Source organism: Psychrobacter sp. W2-37-MNA-CIBAN-0211 (genome assembly GCF_040309405.1).
In the GTDB taxonomy this organism is placed as follows: Bacteria; Pseudomonadota; Gammaproteobacteria; order Pseudomonadales; family Moraxellaceae; genus Psychrobacter; species Psychrobacter glaciei.
The window spans coordinates 293806-310455 of the sequence record NZ_JBEOOU010000001.1 but is presented as its reverse complement, the minus strand read 5'-3'; the positions used below and the strand labels follow the sequence as shown (position 1 = coordinate 310455).

General features: G+C 43.6%; 12 protein-coding genes. 2 read left to right on the top strand and 10 right to left on the bottom strand.

Annotated elements, in window-relative coordinates:
* Positions 1–20: 20 nt before the first annotated feature.
* Positions 21–2378 carry an ATP-binding protein gene (locus AAEY72_RS01335; RefSeq protein ID WP_352309168.1) on the bottom strand — a complete coding sequence of 786 codons (2358 nt, stop codon included), beginning with the start codon at positions 2376–2378 and terminating at the stop codon, positions 21–23.
* Between the two features lie 271 nt (positions 2379–2649).
* Positions 2650–3189 carry a TetR/AcrR family transcriptional regulator gene (locus AAEY72_RS01330; protein ID WP_352309167.1) on the bottom strand — a complete coding sequence of 180 codons (540 nt, stop codon included), beginning with the start codon at positions 3187–3189 and terminating at the stop codon, positions 2650–2652.
* A gap of 147 nt (positions 3190–3336) precedes the next feature.
* On the opposite strand from AAEY72_RS01330, the gene AAEY72_RS01325 reads away from it, so the two are divergent.
* The gene (locus AAEY72_RS01325) at positions 3337–3855 is read left to right on the top strand and encodes an HPP family protein (protein WP_352309166.1); all 519 of its coding nucleotides are present in this window, start codon (positions 3337–3339) and stop codon (positions 3853–3855) included.
* 31 nt (positions 3856–3886) lie between these two features.
* Here AAEY72_RS01325 and AAEY72_RS01320 read toward each other — a convergent pair whose 3' ends face one another.
* Entirely contained in the window at positions 3887–5287 is a 1401-nt protein-coding gene (locus tag AAEY72_RS01320; protein WP_352309165.1) for an aminotransferase-like domain-containing protein, read from the bottom strand.
* A 168-nt stretch (positions 5288–5455) separates the two neighbouring features.
* Here AAEY72_RS01320 and AAEY72_RS01315 point away from each other — a divergent pair, with 168 nt between their 5' ends.
* Positions 5456–6406 carry an EamA family transporter gene (locus AAEY72_RS01315; protein ID WP_352309164.1) on the top strand — a complete coding sequence of 317 codons (951 nt, stop codon included), beginning with the start codon at positions 5456–5458 and terminating at the stop codon, positions 6404–6406.
* Positions 6407–6512: 106 nt separating this feature from the next.
* On the opposite strand, the gene AAEY72_RS01310 is transcribed toward AAEY72_RS01315, so the two are convergent.
* From AAEY72_RS01310 to AAEY72_RS01280, 7 genes are all read right to left on the bottom strand, one after another.
* Positions 6513–6746: a DUF1272 domain-containing protein gene (locus tag AAEY72_RS01310; protein WP_201590599.1), complete on the bottom strand. Its 234-nt coding sequence runs from the start codon at positions 6744–6746 to the stop codon at positions 6513–6515.
* 156 nt (positions 6747–6902) lie between these two features.
* On the bottom strand, positions 6903–9311 hold the full coding sequence (locus AAEY72_RS01305; RefSeq protein ID WP_352309163.1) for a TonB-dependent receptor: 2409 nt from the start codon (positions 9309–9311) through the stop codon (positions 6903–6905).
* Between the two features lie 206 nt (positions 9312–9517).
* Positions 9518–10171 (bottom strand): RraA family protein, encoded by a 654-nt coding sequence (locus tag AAEY72_RS01300; protein ID WP_352309162.1) that lies wholly within the window; start codon positions 10169–10171, stop codon positions 9518–9520.
* A complete protein-coding gene (locus AAEY72_RS01295) occupies positions 10168–12303 on the bottom strand; it encodes an IucA/IucC family protein (protein ID WP_352309161.1) in 2136 nt (711 codons plus the stop codon). Before AAEY72_RS01295 ends, AAEY72_RS01300 begins: the two co-directional genes overlap by 4 nt.
* 4 nt (positions 12304–12307) lie before the next feature.
* A complete protein-coding gene (locus AAEY72_RS01290; protein WP_352309160.1) occupies positions 12308–14227 on the bottom strand; it encodes an IucA/IucC family protein in 1920 nt (639 codons plus the stop codon).
* Positions 14228–14347: 120 nt separating this feature from the next.
* The gene (locus tag AAEY72_RS01285; protein WP_352309158.1) at positions 14348–15832 is read right to left on the bottom strand and encodes an MFS transporter; all 1485 of its coding nucleotides are present in this window, start codon (positions 15830–15832) and stop codon (positions 14348–14350) included.
* Complete coding sequence (locus AAEY72_RS01280) at positions 15832–16434, bottom strand: GNAT family N-acetyltransferase (RefSeq protein ID WP_352309157.1); 603 nt, start codon at positions 16432–16434, stop codon at positions 15832–15834. The genes AAEY72_RS01285 and AAEY72_RS01280 overlap by 1 nt, the downstream gene beginning before the upstream one ends.
* Positions 16435–16650: the final 216 nt, after the last annotated feature.

Sequence of the window (16650 nt, the reverse complement as noted above, 5' to 3'; positions counted from 1 at the left end):
AATAAGTGGCTGGAAGTCTCTTAACTTTCAAATAAGACTTGTGAAGGTTTCTTTTCATGAGCGATAGACTGTATCGGTAGCATGAGGGTAAACGTCGTGCCCTCCCCAACTATTGAGCTAACCTCAATGCGTCCATCGTGTTGCTCCATAATTTGTGCTGTAATGGCCAATCCTAACCCTGTGCCATCGCCTGCTTTTTTGGTGGTAAAAAACGGCTCAAAGATATGATTTAAAACATCTTCTTTGATACCAGATCCATTGTCTATAATGCGTACCACAACAGACTGCTGCGCCTTATCCACAGACGAGCTGACTTGTAATGTCCCTTTATGATCACTCGGTATGGCTTGGGCGGCATTATTAAATAGGTTTAATAGTACTTGGTTGATTTGTGAAGGATTACATTGAATCAGCGGCAGCTCGGCTAGATTGGTTTTGACGTCTAGCGTTTTTAAGTTATTGCGAGCCATAATCAATGAGGTATTGATACACTCATTGATATCGATATCTTTTACCTTAGATTCGTCAATTCGAGAAAAATCGCGCAAGCTGACGACCAGTTCAGCAATTTGATCAACACCATACAGTCCGTCCTTAATTAGATTGGTCAAATCTTCACTGACTTCATCTTCTTTAATCTCGTCACAGCATTGTAGAGTATGCTCTATTAGCTGCTTGACTTGCTCTTGGTTGATAGTTGGCGCTTTTAACGCCTGCAATAGTTGATCGGTATGCTGTAGCAGCTCATCAAAACGAACAAGATTATCGCCGACCAGCTCCATGTTACTACGCACGTAGCCCAGCGGCGTGTTGACCTCATGTGCCACGCCTGCCACCATTTGACCTAATGTAGCCATTTTTTCGGAGCGCACTAGATGCACTTGTGAGGCTTTTAACTCATCCATGGCTTGCTGTAAGTCTTGCGTACGGGCGGCGACTTGTTTTTCTAGATGAACATTGATTTCAGCAAGTGCGCCTTCATTTTCGACGACGCGGTCGATCAATTGGTTGGTCTGCTCACTGATGATTTGAATTTCGCTGACATTTGAGTGTGGCAGTTTAAGCACGCTTAATTGTTGATATTTTTTTTGCTCAATCAATGCGCCCATATCAGCCACTGCTAGTGCCATATACTTTAGCGGTCGCGTAAAGTAGCGACGGAACACCCATGCGGTCAACAACAGGATAGGAATAAAGCCCAGTAGCATGGTTTGAATCAGCTGGTTTGACAATGCATTTGCCACGCTCATCATGTCATTATTGGGCTTGACGATGACCATCTTCCAATAGGTAAACGGCATACGAAACACAAAGGCGGTGGCAGGCTGCTGCAACACAAAATCATTGGGCACAGCGATGGTCCCAATCAAGTGACTGTCTACCAAATTAAATGTTTGGTCAATATTTAATAGCAGTAATGCTGACAGTAACTTGGATTCTTGTTCGCCGATTTTATTCAGGTTAGTTGTACTCAAAATACTACGTGCCGCGAGCGTATAACGACCTTCGTCTTTGGCAACGGCCTCATCAATGAGTGTTTGGTTAATATTATCTAGGCTATCCGCAATAGGTGCAAAGGTAGGGTTTTTCTCGGCCAATTGATGCGCAGTTACCATCTCGCCTTGGGGGTTATCCTCAGTCACTTGCGTGACTATAGATTGATCAGGAAAGGTCAAAAACCGATTGTCCAAGTCTACCAAAAAGACATAACCACCCAGCTTATCTTGCCACTTTTTCATGGCGTCATCGAGGTTGTCTAATAGCAGATTAAAACTCACTACCCCATCAAAAGCTTGATTGCGACTGTCATACAATGCCTTGGCGCAAGTCATCATCGGCTGATTGCTTTGCGGATCGACATACGCACGGCTCCAGACACAGTGGTCGTGACGTGCGTACATCGCAGGAATGTACCACCACTCTCGATAATAGGGACTCGGCGTTTGGCGCACTTGATTATAATACTCTAACGGCTGCATGTTGCCTGAGTCATCACGCGCCCACACAAAAGACTGGCGCTCTCGGTTTTGAGCATACATATTTGGATCAAACCATACGCCACCGCCCACAATCCGTTGATCGGTTTGTTGCATGAGATTGCCAAAGGTTTCTTTATAAAGGCGGTCTTCTTTTGGCAACCCGCCAGCCATCGCACTGGCTGCCTTTGCCAGTCCGTCGACGTGGCTGATATTCGCCATAATGCTATTAATAGCTTCGTTACCCGTTTCAACTACCGTCTCTGAGGTCATCTCCAGTATGCGCGGCTTAGCTTGGGTTTCGATGACCCAGTACACCATCAGGATAATTAGTAAAAAAGCCAATGCTAAAATAATCAGCATACGTGTGGAAATACTACCAAGCCGACCAGCAACACTCATAGATAAACCTTATATTGATGCGTCTACCATCATCAATGAATCACTTAATGAATAAAGACATCAGTGATACGCAACCACCATTTATAGTGGGCTCAAGGATACGATGCCGTCATGACAATATGATGACAAAAGTTTTGTTTTATCAGGTGTTAACCAGTATTTTTTAGTATTGAACCGACTATAGGGTGTTTATATAGACAATTTTGTTAGGGTTTGAATCGAATGCAGAATTTGCTACGGTTATAAATACTGAGGACTTGTTGCAAGCGCTTTAAGAAAAACCTTTAAAAACATCATCCTCTAGCTCTAGTGATTCTTGCCCTGCCTGTGTGGCTACAATAATACCTTCCCCAAATACGAACAGAGTGTCAGATTTCTGCTTAGCATTTTCCGCACCTACCTGTTCAAACTTAGCCAGTAGCCATTGTCTGACTTCAGTCTTATGCTGTTTAGCTATTTGATGCGGCGAAGACCCAGTATCTGAATACTCTGCACAAGCATTAATAAACATACAACCATAAAAATTCTCTGATAATGTCCAGTTTTTTATGAAGAATAAATAGCACCTTGCAATATCTGCCACGTCTTTGATCTCAGAATTGTCGAAGTAATTGTTTAATTGATTCATAAACATATGATGACGATATTCAAGCACTGCTTCGATTAAGCCCTCTTTATTACCAAAGTGAGCATACAAAGTCCGCTTGGTAGTCCCTGCTTGCCTTGCTAAAAGCTCCACTCCACTGTCGTGAAAGCCTTGCTTGTAAAAAATCTCATAACTTTTTCGTAGAATGGTATCTCGTAATTCCATTAGTTGGTCCTCCCGTTTTTTCGTTCCTATTATTTTATTCAATAAAAAACTATGATTTACATATACCGTTCGGTATACTTAGCTAATATACTGATCAGTATATCAGTAGTGACGTCTTCTCATTGTTTAATTGTTATAGGAATAAGTATGCAGTCGTTTTTTAATTGGCATAAGTTGAGCGGTCAAGGCAGTCAATGCCCAAAAAGAGTGCCTTTATCGATGATAGTAATCGCTTGGTTAGGCGGCACCATTGCAACAGCAACGCTTGCTATATTAGGAAGCTCAATAGAACTCGTTATGATTTTAGGCTCGTTCGGCGCGAGCTGTTTATTGATATTTGCGTATCCCGCCAGCCCTTTTGCGCAGCCAAGAAACGTCGTAGGTGGGCATTTCATTGCGACCTTTACGGGACTGGTATTTATGACATTATTTGGTATTCACTGGTGGAGTATGGCAACCGCTGTAGGCACTGCCATTGCACTCATGCTAGTGTTTAGAATGCCGCATCCGCCTGCGGGTTCCAATCCTTTGATAGTCATGCTTGGTGCAGTAAATTGGAATTTCTTGATAACGCCTACCCTGCTCGGTTCAATCGTTTTGGTAGTGATAGCGCTGATTTATAACAATCTGGGTAAAGGTAGACAGTATCCAACGTATTGGTGGTGAACTGTCTTTAGCAAATGTAGAGTATGTAGATTTAATTATCTAAATACTTCCTTAACCACGCCAAAAAGTCATCGCCAGTTGTTGATACATTGAGTCGCAGATGGGTTGAGGCGCGCGCATCTGGATAAAACAACTGCCCCGGTGCGACCAGCCAGCCTTCTTTGTAGGCATCTAGTGCCAGCTGGCTCGTATCCTGCCCAGTATCTACCCAAACAAAGAGACCTGCTTGTGTATGCTCAGGGTAGATAAGCCCTATCTTTGGTAATGCGTTGCGCATTCTTTCATGAGCGCTATATAAATGCTGCTGCACTTTTTTAATCTGCCGACGATACTCACCATGCGTCCATAAATGATGACAAACTCGTTCACCAAATTCTGGCGTATTTGAATTACTCAAGGTTTTCATACGTAATACATCATCAATATGCTTATCAGGACAGACTAACATGCCGACGCGCCAGCCAGACGCCATCGACTTTGAAAACCCTGTCGCATAAAACACCCGTTCAAACTGATCAAGACTGGCATAACGCAATACTTGACCACCTGGTACGAATGCGGCGTATAAATCGTCCTCAAAAATATAAGCATTGTACTCATGAATAAGATTGAGTACTTGGTGCGCGCGGGCGGGATGCAGATTATAGGATGTTGGGTTGTGCAGCACGCTATTAGTCAGGTATAACTTAGGGCGATACGTGGCAAATAGCTTTTGCATGTGCTCGATATTAGGCCCTTGATGGTCACGTTCTACAGAGACGACGTTTAATCCCTGTTGTTGCAGGCAGCTTGATAGCCAATACCAGCCCGGCCCATCAACGACCACCGTATCCCCAGATTGAGTAAGAAGCCGCGCCACCATGGTCACGGCTTGCGACACTCCTGCTGTAGTAATTACGTGGTCAGCATTAGTTTGCATGCCTAGCGTATGCAGGTGTTGAACCAGTTGTTGACGTAGCGGTAGATAGCCGTGAACATTGCCATAATCATAGATAAAGCTATCGGCTTGCTGGGTGACCTGCCGTATGGCCCATTCCATCTTATCATTACGTATCCAGTCTCTCGGTAATGTTCCCACTCCTGGCGAGCGATGATGTGGAATATCACTAAAGACCTGCTGTACCAGCCAGCGCGTATCTATTACTGGGTGCTTAACGACTACTCTTTTATCATCATTGGGCTGAACTACTTTTGCTTGCGTATTGACATAATAGCCCGAGCTGGGTTTGGCGGTTAATATGTTGGTAGCGACCAGCTGTTCGTAAGCTTGTACCACTGTAAAGGTTGATATATTTAATAGTTTCGCTAACTTTCGCACCGAGGGTACGCGTTGGTTGGGCAAGTAAATCTGCCAGTCAATACGCTGCTGTAGCCATTCAGCGACGGCGGCAGTTTTGGTTAAATTAGGATTGAGTGTATAGGTTTCGACCATAATGAAGGACGCCTATTTTTATATGAGGTTTATGAATAAAAGAAGTGTCATGCTGAGAATAACTATACACTTTGTTCACCATTAGTGAAACTGTATCGGGTCTGTTATGGACATTTAAACTATAGTTGAGTAAATCAACAACGAATAATCATTATTTAGGATAATTATATGACCCCAATCCACATTGCCTTAGCCGTATTGGTTACCTTTATATGGGGCGTGAACTTTACCTTTATTGCATGGGCGCTTGAAAGCTTTCCACCATTAATGCTCACTGCCCTACGCTTTTTCTTTACCGCTGTGCCCCTGGTTCTTTTTCTCAAGCCGCCTAAATTCAACCGTACGCTATTTATTTATGCGATCGGCACCTTTGTCATGCAGTATGCTTTTGTATTCACCGCCATGCATTTGGGTGCATCGGCAGGATTAACGGCGTTATTGCTACAAGTTCAGATTTTTATTACCGTATTACTGGCTTTTGTCATGCTGGGTGAAGCCGTGAGTCGCATGCAGATCATCGGGATGGTAGTCGGTGTGCTAGGACTGGGTGTCATTGCGTTAAACCTTGGCGGTGATATGCCCTTGGTTGGCTTTATCTGCATACTGATTGCAGCCATAGGCTGGAGCTTTGGAAATATTGCTTCAAAACAGGCCTCAACGCAGCAGAGTACCAGTAATATTTCTACTGCCTTGCCTGTCAATAGCAACAACAAAGCTTCAAATAAGACATCGGCACTGTCGGCGCTAGCACTGGTGGTATGGGGCGGTCTGATCGCCTGTGTGATTTTGACGTTATCTTCTCTACTATTCGAAACCGAAGCATGGCAGTTAGCGACGTTCACGCAAGCATCGCTCAAGTCTTGGCTATCGCTTGGTTTTATAGTCTATATCTCAACCCTGATTGGCTTTGGACTGTGGGCACATCTGCTGGCGCAAAATACCGCCTCAAAAGTTATGCCCTTTGCTCTACTGGTGCCCATATTCGGTATGGCGACCTCTGTGTTGTTCACAGGAGAGGTGGTGACATGGTGGAAGATGCTAGCGATGATGCTCATCTTATCTGGACTGATTTTGGCTAATGTGAAGATAGGACTGGGAAGGAAGGCTATTCTTACTTAGTAGCGGATAAAGCAGCGCATTTATTGATAACGACTGAATTGAAGACGCGCCCTAGTAAATGGCATGGCAATAAATAGACATCTAAACACTATATTTTAACTGCATTTTAACTGTCTTTTTTGACCACACGCTTTAATGATGCCGGATACTGCTTAAGTAAAGACGTAGGACGTATAGGGCGGCTAGTTAAATTACCACCACAATTAGGACAATAGTTATTTAAAACATTAGCCGCACAAGAGGTGCAAAACGTACATTCAAAGCTACAGATCATCGCATTTGTAGCATTAGGCGGCAGGTCCTTATCACAGCGTTCACAATTGGGTCTTAGCTCAAGCATATTGTCTTCCATTTTCAGTAGTAGTATTAAATAATATCAAATAGAGAGACTTTATTTCATTTTTATCACCATTTTTAAAATGAGGACACGCCCTAAATAAAAAAGCCTTCCATACTATCAAACAGTTAGTATGAAAGGCTTTTGAGTACTTATTATTCAATAATCAACGGTGTAGCTTAAGCCATAGGTGGTGCCTGATGCCGGTAAACGGTTCAGGTCGCCATATGTGGTTTGATGATAGACTGTTAAATAGTCCTTATTGAGCAAGTTATAAACACCATAATCTACTCGTCCGACTGGCATTTTTACTTGTCCCAATACATCAAGGGTCATATAACCAGTGACAGGCAAGGCACTAGAGTCAGGGTCTTTTTGTTGGTCTTTAAAAGCCTTGTCATCACCGCCGATTGCCAATGCTTGTAGACGAATATTGCTGCCTTCATCAAAGTTGTATTGTGCAAATGCGGTACCTTTGAGCGGTGTTAGACGTACTGCATCTAGCTCCAACCAGTCACCATCTTTGTCATATTGACCACGGGTATAGGCGACACTACCGCCCACTTGCCATTTATCACTAATGTCATGACTGAGCGACCCTTCTACGCCATAAACGCGCTCATCGGTATCGACGACTTCTACAGTATAGCTGTCAGTAAAGCGCACTACTTTATCTGATTCGTTATAAAAACCGCTCAAGCGCGCTGCTGTATCGCCATGCTTGCCTTGCCAGCCAAACTCGTAGTTGTTAATAGCAATCGGCTGTACGTTGTCTGAGTTGACCACAAAACCTGCACGCACATCACGCAGCGCACGCTGGATATCCGCTGTGGTAAACCCTTGTGAAAAATTGGCAAATATCTGATCATTTGGGGTTAACTGATAGCTAGTACCGAGATTGAACAAGGTTTTGTCATGGTCTGTGTTGCCCTTTTCGACAGTACCTGCTTGATAGTCAATGCCGTAAGCATCGCTTATGCTACTGATATCAGGGTTATTAAAATACTCTTCAAGCAGCTGCTCATAGATGGGCGTAAAAGTATCGGTTTCTGACTTAAGCTTTTGATAACGCACGCCAGCACTGGCATGCCATTTATCAGTGATGTCTACATCTGCATTGACAAAAGCGCCCCATTTATCGATGGTAGTATCTGGTCCACCGTTATAGCTAAGTCCATTTGGCTGAGCGCTTAGACCGTTGCTGGCCTTAAATTTATTTAAGTCTTGTCCGTCGTAAGTTTGCTCGCTTTTTTCGCGTTCAAAATCAGCGCCGTAGCTAAACAGTGTCTTTTTACCTGCGACTTCCGTCTCGGTTTGCATGGCTGCTCGCAAACCCATTACTTCGATATCAGCTTCTGACTGAGTGACGACGACTGCACCGCCTAGTAATTTTTTTAGCGTATTCTCATCGGTAAGGCCATTAGCCACCCAGACTTTGCCCGCTTGTTTAGGGAAATCTTTACCAGAAGGATAAAAACGGCCTTTCTCATCTCTATAATAGCCTGTCAAGCTTAAGCTAGAACCTGAGCCTACAAAGTCATCATCGTTATAGCTTAAATTTACTGAGCTTTTTTCGGTATATGGCTCATTTTCTACGTTGGCACCATTAATGGCTTTCAAAGACGGTGGTGCATCCTTAGGTTTTAACAAGACCTGTAAATTATCACCATAATCTGGGCCGTAGTCGGTGTCCTGCTCATCTTTATAATAAGTCACGGCGAGATCAAGACGTTGGCTATCAGTGAGCTCCATACCTAAGCTACCATTTACACTTAGCGATTCGGTATCTTGCTGGTCAGTTTGATTGGCATCTGGGCTGATTCGATTGCCTTTGCTATCAAACTTGCCGCCTTTGCTATCATAGTCGACATCTAAACGCCCATAAACCCGCTCTCCGCCATACCCCAAGGTCTGGCCCACATGATAACCCAATGAGTCTGACTCAAAGCCACGACTGCTACTGACGCCGACTCTGGTTTGTCTGATAGGACCATAACCGACCAAAGATTTGGTCACGAGATTGATAAGACCACCTGCCGCGCCAGCACCATAGATACTGGTAGCGCCTGAGAGTACCTCTACCCGCTCAAGCTGTGCAGAATCAATACTATTTAACTCACGTGAGAGGCTACGTGAACTGCTCAATGGCACCCCATTCAGCAAGAACTGTACTGGACGGCCGTGCATGGTCGTACCATAGTTACTGGTTGAACCGCTACTGGCACCTAGGCTTGGAATCAGCTGAGCCAATATATCACCAGTGGTACGGTCACCCGTTGCCTGCATCTGAATCTCATTTTCAGTAATCACTTGCGTGACGGCTGGCATCTCACTAATTTTTTGCGCCAGTGCCGTACCTGTTCTGGCCTTAGCAGTGACATTGATAGTGTCTAAAGTCACATTGGGAGTTTCAGTTGATGCCGAACTTGATGTTGAATTTGAGGCCAACGCTTCTGACGTAGCCGTATTGACAGCAACACCCGTAGTACTGACATCGGTTTGTGCATATAATTGCTGACTGATGCAAAGGGTAAGAACGGATAGAGCAACTTGATGATGGCTTTTCATATTTACTTCACTTAGTTGGATAGTCAAATAGTGGTATCAGTTATATTTAGCTAACAATACTGTGTGTACTAACTTTGTGAACGATATTGTAAATGATAATCGTTTTTATTTCTATATGTATTTATACTTTGTTAGTAAGTGCTTACTTATGATGATTCTGGGTTCAGCTGAAAATCTAATTTTTGATAACTTCACTAGGACACGCCCTAGCTCTCAAACAACTTATCTAACTGATTATTACGATATGCCTCAAAAAATAGCTGAAACTTAACCTCATCCTCTTTATGTTTCTTTTGGCAATCTGATAACAGCTGCTGCGCTACATCAATAGGCAATACAAACACACCATCATTATCCATCATAGCGATATCGCCTGAACGGATAATCGTTGTTTGCTCACCAAAGCGATAGGCAATATCAGAGGCTAATAATCCTTGTGTTTGGTTGCTCTTGAACGTGGTCACAGCACTGATACCTTGTGCAAAGACAGGAAAGCCCAGCTGCTGAATTTGTATCGAATCCGTTACCTGTCCAATGACAATGACCGCCGATAGCTTCTCATAGATAGCCGCACAAGTACGCAACGCTCCCCAACATGCTTTAATGCCTAATACCTGAGCATCAATACATAACACATCATTAGATGCTGCTCGAATCAATGCTTGATTGATCACATCCGTGTTGTCAGAGGTTAGTTGCACTGTTAACACTCGGCCTACTATGGTAGCCGTGTAGGGGTTGAGTGGCTTAATATCTGGCAAATACCCTACCCCTGTCAGATGACCAATGGTTGAGGTACCTATCTCTTTATAACTGTCTATAAGGTCGTGAATATCGATGTCATTTATGATGTTATTCATGATGTTCTCACTATCGTGCTTTTTAGATTATGGCTATTTTTTATAATTTTTATTGTTCGGCTAGCTGCTTTCTTAACATGCATAAACGGATTGATCGTCCTGCTTTCTCCTGCTGGCATACTGCCATGAGGGTCAGCACCACGTGCAATCACAGGCAATAGCAATGTTTTATGCGGATAGTGTGAACTGTTTAATAACTCGTCACGGAGTATCTGACGCTGATCATCATCAAAATCGATAGTCGCTAATGCCTCCTCGATACTGGTCATTGCCTCGTGCCACAGCGTATCTTCATTGATATGATAGTGCTCAACCAATGACTCGATAATCGCTCGAATATTGACTAGCAATCCTAGCGACTGTAGATAAAATATCAGCGCTTGCGGCGTCTCGCGATATAGACGGTTTTTAAAATCTGGCGGACTTAAATACTCAGGATCTACTATTTGATGACGTGCCAGCCATGGTAGATGAATGCGTACGGAATCATGATCACGCAATAACAGACTAGTAAAACGATTGTCTTTTAATACGATAACAATATTTTGCCCATGCATCTCAGGTGCGAACCCTAGGCGTAAACAGCGCAGCATAGTCCCCAAAAATACATCACAAAGATTCTTAAAGCACGCTATGACAGCGAGTTTTTTATTCTGTGGCGAGCCTTCTTGAAAGCTGTCTTGATCACTGTTTTGGCTACTATTCTGGGTAGTACTATGAATACCCTCCTGAACAATGCCGTCAAAAAAATGATGGCTAACACCTTGCTTGTAGACCAACATACCCAAGCTTGCCATCGGTAATAGTCGAATCGTATCGTCACATAGATCTGCTGGTAATTGACGTAGCATCGCGCCTAAATGCGTGGGCTTTTCTTGATAAAAATAAGGATTGATAGCGCTTTTATCATGTAAATGAGGCGGAGACATGTAACCCCACCATAGGCGCTCATCCCATAACCGTAACTGTGCTGATAGTACAGGGTCTAACGTTCTTGCCTGCATCAATATGGCTTGGTTTTTTTCACCATTGATCAGCTTGAGGGCTGGCAAGTAGCGCTTTGAGTTCAGTGCATACACACCTATAGGTAGCTTAATGCTATTTGGTGTATCCGTATCAATTAACATACTGCGCATGGATGAGCTGGCATAAGTGATAAGCGCTTCAAAAGTCAGAGCGATAACTGTGCCATTGGCAAGATCGTCGGCATACATAGCATCAATCACATGAGTCATTTGCCAAGGATGTACGAGCATCGCAATGTGCGTCTCTGCAATACCTTTGTCATCTAGCTCTTTTGCCAACCTCTGCTGTTGCGTAGTGTCCAAAAGATAGGCTGCTGGATGTTGTGTTGTCGTGTCTTTGACCTGCTCTGCCACCATGACATGACTTTTAGCAATGGCGACCCATACGAGCGTGATAGGCTGGTTAAACTCTGCCATATAGCGTTTATATTCTGTTGATGTAAAGCCCAACTTACCCTTTGCCAATGGATGAAATGGACGATCCATCAGTGATGCCCACTGCTCCGCTGCAATCAAGGTTTGATGCCAATGCGGGTTCTGACATACTGTAGTTGTGATATTTGCCACCGCTGACTGTTGCTGCGCTATAAAGGAGGCCTCTAAGCTTTCTTTTAGCTTTAACACACCGATATCAGATAACGCGGCACTATCCATCGTTGATAAAAAGATATCTAACAAGTGCTGTGCTGAGCCTACTGTCTCTAGCAAAGCGCTATCTTTGTGATGCTTGTTATGTATGATAGGCAGACATGATTTAGACAATCGCCACGGTGACGCGTAAGCAGGCTCGACCAGTAGTAATAACTGTCTATTTTGGTCAACTTGCATCACCATTAATGGGTTATTTTGGTCAAAGAAGCCTTGATACTGCTGTGGTAGTGAAGCTAAAAATTGATGCGCGTCTTGAGGTTGTGACGTCTGATGATTTGCCAAGTACTCAGTGGTAGTTGTCACTTGAATAAAATGCTCATCCACCCACTGCTCTAATAGAAAGCACTCTACCAAATGACTAATCAGCGACCATTGGATGACCTCGATATCTGGTTCAGAATTTGCCTCAGGTTGGCTGTTTTTCACATAATTTTGTACAGGAAATAAGGTATGCATCGTCTTACCCCTGACTTTTAAATAATGGGTTATTGATGTATTTAATCGGGAATGCTTTATCTCCGAATAATCGGCGCTTAGCCAATGACTCAATGCGTGTTTGTTCGGCGAATACATCAAACAAGTCAAACCGTACTTGATGCTCTGGATGGGAGGTTTGATAGTCGGTCACGCAGTCAGCAACCTGTTGCCAAAACGCCACCTCAGAATAGTGATAATGCGTCTGCATGAAAATCGCAATGTCTGACAACGCCACAAAAAACAAGCAAGCAACCGTCATATCTCGAATGCCATCTGTATCTTCGGTCTCGATGAATGAGCCTCTATTTAAGGCAGCATGAGCAGGTGGCAAGCTATAAAAGTCTGGACGCAGATGTTGTTGAGTTAAGTGATTAGGTGAATAACGAACCCCGTCATGCAAATCTTTTAATACTATTTTTACGGGATAGCCATTTTCATGTATCAAGACGATGTTTTGCGCATGGCACTCTAATGCCACACCATAACCAAATAAAATATGTAATAAAGGGGTGACAGTGACCTTAATCAACTGCGCAATCCATGTATCTACACCATATTTGTCAAGCCAAGGTGCTATTAAATGCGAGCCATCAGCATTGACATAGCTCACACCATTGAGCGGAAATGCTGTTTGACCTTTTGATAGATACTGGTTCACGTTTTCTCGCCAAATCGCAGCTAGCCCGCCATACATATTTGGATGCTGGTAGCCACGTGTGCGTAGCGCCTCATGGTCTAGACTAACGCCAACGGTCTCACCTAAAAACGCAATGGGTAATGCTTGGGCAGTCTTGTCATCTGCAATCAGTTGATTTAACCAAGTGGTGACAACAGCCGCATTCATCACGGTATGCTTTGCTAGTATTCGCGTGCTTGAGGTATTAATCAGATGCATACTCAGCTTTAAGTAGGCTTTATTATTACTAACGTCATTATCACCATTAACATTGTCATCGCTATTACCAAGCATCGTCAGTGAGCGAATAGACTGCTGAGCGCGGTACTGATGACCCGCACTACCTAAGTAGATAACTTCTTGCGTGGCAATCAGTGGTTGTAATGCTTGAATTAAGGTGTTTTGCCATTGCCAAGGGTGTGCAGGTATTAGGCAATAATTATTAGCCGTCTCATTTGTGGTTGTAAGTACTTCTGTGAGTTTGGCATTGAGTGCATCAAATTCACTAGTACCCACATAATCTTTCACCCATTCATTTATATCGATGTCAGTAGTGGTATTGCTCACCAGGAGCTGTTTTTTGACCGCCAACCACACCACACCGATGTTTTGATCAAACTCTGGTCCATAGTCATAGTTGTCTTGCAAATCAAAACCAATACGAGACTTAAAACAAGGATGATAAGGATGCCCTGCCGTCAAATAGCCTTCGAGTTGCTCATAAGTGAGTTTATTAATAGCTACAGGCACATTAGAAGCCAGTATCTGAGACTGTGTTTCGTTCACTAAGGTATGATGCAGCTCTTTGATAAAGCTGTCTTTGAATTCTGCACCCTCAATGTTGAGCAAGATATCACTGATTACATGCTCAAGAATAGCGTCTTCGGCAACCCCGTTAACCACTCGCTGTACATTCAAGTCATTTAAACGGATGATGTCAAAACTGTAATGAATATGGCCTTGCGCGGTATAACGAACATCATCACCTGCTTTGATAACAAAATTCAGCAGCGTCTCATTACTAGTACTTTCATGAGCTGTGTTCGCACTTTCAGATTCAAACTCAATGATATTTTCATATAACAACGCTTGTAGCAATTGCTTCATCACTCGTTGCTCAGCGCGTGCGATAATTTGATAATTAACAGGTGCTTGCCACGGTTTAGTCGCATAAGTGACATTTGCACTATTATTATTTTTGATAGAGTTTGCTAGATTATTGGACATAGATATAAGCTTCCTGTCTGGAAATTGAATCAAATAAAAGTATAAATTTATATACATGTAAAGCGAATGATAATTATTTACGTTAATAAGTTAAAGTAAACCCCGATACGGGGTATTTGTTTATGGGGATCGTGGTAATTTGCACGCTGAAGGAATCGTGAATAATAAAATCACCGCGATGACCACCAGTATTTCTTGGATCGCGCTTGCCATGCCGTCACTACTACCTGCTGCTAATAACTGCGCACTTCGACTGCCTATATAAAGGGTGGACAGCGTGATAAATATGGTAGAGATGATGCGGCGACTGATGTTATTAAGTGCGGCTCCATCAGTGACTGCGTCTTTGGGTAAGCTACTAAACCCAACGGTCGTGGTTGGTAGGTATGCTAGACCCACTCCGACACCGCGCATACTCATAATCAACATTAACAGCCAAAGCGTGGGCTGATACAAGCACCATGCCAGCATCAAGGTAGACAGTGCACTAATCGCAATTCCTACGATGCCAATCCCTCTGGCACCTTGCTTATCTACTATCTTGCCAGCGTAATGCGTGGTGATACTGGCCACGAGCGTCGCGACCATCAGTACAACACCTGTCCATAAAGCACTCTCGCCCATAACGTCTTGTATCAATACGGGCAATAGCAAGAGACACAGCATCAAACCGACTGTTTGGCTAATGCTGATGATATTACTGTGCAAATAGGTTTTGTTGTTAAACAAACGCACGTTTAATAACGGATGACGCTGCCGCCGCTCATAGGCCCACCAAACCATCGCGGACAGTAAAAATCCGACAGACAATAAACCCAACGTGGCTATCTTTAATAAGCCGTCACTGCTGAACAATCCACCAGTGAAGTCTACCTTCAGCGTGCTCAGCCAAACCATCATCGCAAGCAGCCAAGTGAGTAAGCTGATAAACCCGATGGTATCGAAAGGGATTTTTTCATCATGTGAGCGCATATCAGGTATTAACCACCACACCATCGCCATGACCGCTGCACTGAGTGGTAACGTAATGGCAAACAGTGTCCACCACGCAAACTGCTCAACCAAATAAGCACCGACCAAAGGGCCAAACGCCAACGACATCATGATAACAATGCCCCATAGCGCCATGACTCTGCCGTGCTGCTGCTGCGGATAAATCTGATACAGCATACCAATAGACAGCGGGATAATGAGACCGCCACTCAGTCCTTGTATGGCTCTGGCAATGATGACAAAGCTCATACTAGACGCCAGCATCCCAATGACTGAGCCCAGCATAAATCCAAAAATTGCCGCCAAATAAACATGCTTAAAAGGAAATTTTTTGTTTAAGTAGCCGCTTAGCATCAGCCCCACACTCATGGCCAAGACATAAGCATTTAACACCCAGCCGCCCATCACGATATCGACATCAAACACCGACATAAAAACAGGAATAGCCGGATTGAGCGCGCTATTACTGAAGCTGACCACCGTACCGCCGAGCAGTAGTGTCAGTAACACCTGCTTTATCTGTTTGTCAGTAAAGCCATTACCGCTACTATTCGAGGCTTCGTTTATAGGCGACTCATTTGTAGATGCCTTATTTATAAGTGCTTTGCTCATTAAGCAGTGGCACCATAGAAATTAAGATAACCTCTAGATTCCAAAAACTCATCGCGATTGCAAAAATATAATGAGGCGGTTTTTTCTGGCATTTTAATCAGACGTTGCACTCTATAGGCAAAGCTATCAGCAATCCATTGATACACCTCAACCTTACTATCCGGCTCGACCACGATTTTTTTGGCCTCAGTATGCTCAAATATAAACTTGCTGATCATCATGCCGGTTGGTTTGAGATAGCCCTTACCAACCACCGCTGGATCGCCAAGCAAAATATGCCAGCCCATGTCCGTCTCCTTGGCTTTGTAATAATGAGACAAGCGGTCACGAGCCGTTTCATAAATCTCTGTATAACCAATCGGCTTATCATCACAAAGTATGAGGTAGAGACGCTGATGATCATCGGCCAGCATTTTTTCAAAATGGGTTTTTAGCTGCGGCATCGGGAGATGTAGCTGCCACTGATCGACCACATGCTCAGCATGCATCCATTTATACAGCAATGGCATATCATCTGGGTATTTGACAGGTCTCAACGCAAACGTTTTTTGATAAGCTTCGATACTAAAGGTATCGGGTAGGTTTTGGGTGATGGTCGGCATGACTTGCTCCTAATTATTATTTTGCTATGTGGTTAGGGCGTGTCCTCAATTCAATCGATAGTTATCTAAATGGGTTAAAAATGTCTAAATCTTGCCAAACGGTGTCAAATAGCTGACTAATATCTCGATATTATCTGCGCTATTTTCCTTGTTTGACTGCAATTTATCTCATTTTTATTACCATTTTTAAAATGAGGACACGCCCTAGTGTTTTTC

Bases quoted from the DNA above. Each gene is read 5' to 3' on its own strand.
- AAEY72_RS01335 (WP_352309168.1), bottom strand. From the start codon at position 2,378: ATGAGTGTTGCTGGTCGGCTTGGTAGTATTTCCACACGTATGCTGATT.
- AAEY72_RS01330 (WP_352309167.1), bottom strand. From the start codon at position 3,189: ATGGAATTACGAGATACCATTCTACGAAAAAGTTATGAGATTTTTTAC.
- AAEY72_RS01325 (WP_352309166.1), top strand. From the start codon at position 3,337: ATGCAGTCGTTTTTTAATTGGCATAAGTTGAGCGGTCAAGGCAGTCAA.
- AAEY72_RS01320 (WP_352309165.1), bottom strand. From the start codon at position 5,287: ATGGTCGAAACCTATACACTCAATCCTAATTTAACCAAAACTGCCGCC.
- AAEY72_RS01315 (WP_352309164.1), top strand. From the start codon at position 5,456: ATGACCCCAATCCACATTGCCTTAGCCGTATTGGTTACCTTTATATGG.
- AAEY72_RS01310 (WP_201590599.1), bottom strand. From the start codon at position 6,746: ATGCTTGAGCTAAGACCCAATTGTGAACGCTGTGATAAGGACCTGCCG.
- AAEY72_RS01305 (WP_352309163.1), bottom strand. From the start codon at position 9,311: ATGAAAAGCCATCATCAAGTTGCTCTATCCGTTCTTACCCTTTGCATC.
- AAEY72_RS01300 (WP_352309162.1), bottom strand. From the start codon at position 10,171: ATGAATAACATCATAAATGACATCGATATTCACGACCTTATAGACAGT.
- AAEY72_RS01295 (WP_352309161.1), bottom strand. From the start codon at position 12,303: ATGCATACCTTATTTCCTGTACAAAATTATGTGAAAAACAGCCAACCT.
- AAEY72_RS01290 (WP_352309160.1), bottom strand. From the start codon at position 14,227: ATGTCCAATAATCTAGCAAACTCTATCAAAAATAATAATAGTGCAAAT.
- AAEY72_RS01285 (WP_352309158.1), bottom strand. From the start codon at position 15,832: ATGAGCAAAGCACTTATAAATAAGGCATCTACAAATGAGTCGCCTATA.
- AAEY72_RS01280 (WP_352309157.1), bottom strand. From the start codon at position 16,434: ATGCCGACCATCACCCAAAACCTACCCGATACCTTTAGTATCGAAGCT.